The organism is Streptomyces sp. NPDC058964 (genome assembly GCF_042741275.1).
Taxonomy (GTDB): domain Bacteria; phylum Actinomycetota; class Actinomycetes; order Streptomycetales; family Streptomycetaceae; genus Streptomyces.
This window is the reverse complement of record NZ_JBHYKH010000873.1, coordinates 1-2,030: the sequence shown is the minus strand read 5'-3', so window position 1 is coordinate 2,030 and position 2,030 is coordinate 1. Positions and strand designations below refer to the sequence as shown.

The 2,030-nt window shown below is 74.8% G+C and carries 3 protein-coding genes; 1 reads left to right on the top strand and 2 read right to left on the bottom strand.

Annotation, left to right across the window (positions count from 1 at the left end; all coding sequences use genetic code 11):
• Positions 1-766: WD40/YVTN/BNR-like repeat-containing protein (locus ACFW2E_RS45850; RefSeq protein ID WP_384477845.1), on the bottom strand; the 766-nt coding region annotated here is incomplete at its 3' end.
• 214 nt (positions 767-980) lie between these two features.
• Here ACFW2E_RS45850 and ACFW2E_RS45845 point away from each other — a divergent pair.
• Positions 981-1,397 (top strand): SsgA family sporulation/cell division regulator, encoded by a 417-nt coding sequence (locus ACFW2E_RS45845; protein ID WP_384477843.1) that lies wholly within the window; start codon positions 981-983, stop codon positions 1,395-1,397.
• Position 1,398: 1 nt separating this feature from the next.
• Here the strand turns inward: ACFW2E_RS45845 and ACFW2E_RS45840 are convergent.
• Positions 1,399-2,030: isocitrate lyase/phosphoenolpyruvate mutase family protein (locus ACFW2E_RS45840; protein WP_384477840.1), on the bottom strand; the 632-nt coding region annotated here is incomplete at its 5' end.

Below are 2,030 nucleotides of genomic sequence, written 5' to 3'. Positions count from 1 at the left end.
CGAAGACACCGCGGGCCGGGTCGCCGGCCGGGACCGGCGTGTCGGTGGCCGTCCAGGTCAGGCCGCGGTCCGCGGAATGCAGCACGCGCGCGTGGGCGCCGCCGCCGGTGGCCAGCCAGGCATCCCTGGGACCGGAGGTGACCAGGCACTGTCCGCTCGCGGCGAAGCCCGCCTCGCCGTCGAGGGCGGCGGGCATCCCCTCGGCGGGCAGCACCCGCCAGGTGCGTCCGCCGTCGCCGGTGGACAGGATGCGGAACTTTCCGTCCACGGGGTCGCTCATGGCGAGGCCGTGGCGGCGGTCGAAGAAGGAGAGGCAGTCGTAGAACGCCTTCGGGTCGGTGTTGCGGAAGGACTCGGTCCAGGTGGCTCCGCCGTCGTCGGTGCGGTAGACGCGGGAGGCCTCGCCCTCCCCGATGGCCAGCACCACCGCGCGCCGCGCGTCGAACGCCTCGACGTCCCGGAACTGCAGATCGGCAGCGCCCGGCGGAGAGACGTTCCGCCAGCTCGCGCCGCCGTCGGTGGTGCGCAGGACGGTACCGCCGGTTCCGGCCAGCCAGGCCGTGTCGCGACTGACGGCGGACAGCCCGCGGAAGCGGACGCCGGGGGTGCCGGTGTCCTTGAGTTCCCAGTGCGGTGCGCGGTGGCCGGGCGGTGCGGCCTGCGCGGGTCCGGCCGTCAGCGCGGCCAGCGCGGCTCCGCAGGCCACCCCCGCGGCCAGCACCCGGCTCGTACGTCTCGTGCGTCGCGTGCTTCCCAAGCGCCTCATGGCGGGCGAAGCTAGCCCACGGCCCTCCGGCCGTCCAGGGGGCCTCAGCCGCCCCTGGGGGCAGCCCGGACGGCCCCGGCCACACGCCTGCATGGAAGCGGTGACCGAGGTCACTCGGAATTCGTGTGCACGGATTGGCCGATTCCGACGTCTCTTCCAGTGCCAGGTCGCATCAACCCGGAAGTTCGTTCAGCCGTCACGAGGGAGCAAGGCGTTGTCCACCGTCATCGAGCAGCCCGTAGAGGCCCGCCTCGTCGCCGCCGCACCGCGCATGCCGAGCATTCCCGCCACGCTGCGCTACGACCGGCACGACCCGTACGCCGTCCAGATGACCTTCCCCGCCCCGGCCACCCTGGAGGGCGTGGACGTGTGCTGGACCTTCGCCCGCGAGCTGCTCGCGGCGGGTCTGCACGGCCCGGAGGGCCACGGTGACGTACGGGTGCGGCCGTACGGGTACGACCGCACCGTACTGGAGTTCCACGCCCCCGAGGGCACGGCCGTGGTGCATGTCCGCACGGGCGAGATCCGCCGGTTCCTGCAGGCCACGAGCGGCCTCGTGCCCGTGGGTCTCGAGCACCTGCAGCTGGACCTCGACCACGACCTGGCCGAACTGATGCGGGACGCCTGCTGACCTAGCACTCCCGCGCCAGCAGGGCGTTGAGTTCGCCGTAGGCGAGCCCGTCCGCCGGCGCCCCGTACGTTCCCGCGTCCAGCAGCTCCCGCGCGGCGCGGCGGACGACGGCGTGGGCGGCCTCGGCCAGGCTCGAGCCGGCGCTCACCCGGGCCACGCCGAGGGCGGCGAGTTCGCCCACGGACGGCGCGCCGGGGCCCACCAGTACGTTGAGCGGCCCGTCCACGCCCGCGACGAGCGCCTTGACCGTGTCCGGGTCGACGGCCCCGGGCACGAAGATCCCGTCGGCGCCCGCGGCGCGGAAGGCGGCGGCCCGCTCCAGGGTGGCGTCCACTCCCCCGGCACCGCGCAGGAAGGTGTCGATACGGGCGTTGACGAACAACGGCACGCCCTGATCGTCGGCCGCCTGCCGTGCGGCGGCGATGCGCTCGGCCTGCTCGGCCACCGGCCGCAGCGGCCCGCTCCCCTCCTCGTGGAACGCGTCCTCTATGTTGACGCCCACCGCGCCCGCCACGAGCACCGCGCGGACGGTGTCGGCGACGCCCGCCGGGTCCTTCGCGTAGCCGCTCTCGATGTCGGCGCTGACCGGGACCCGGACCGTGGCGGCGATGCGCGCGACGGCGTCCAGCGCTC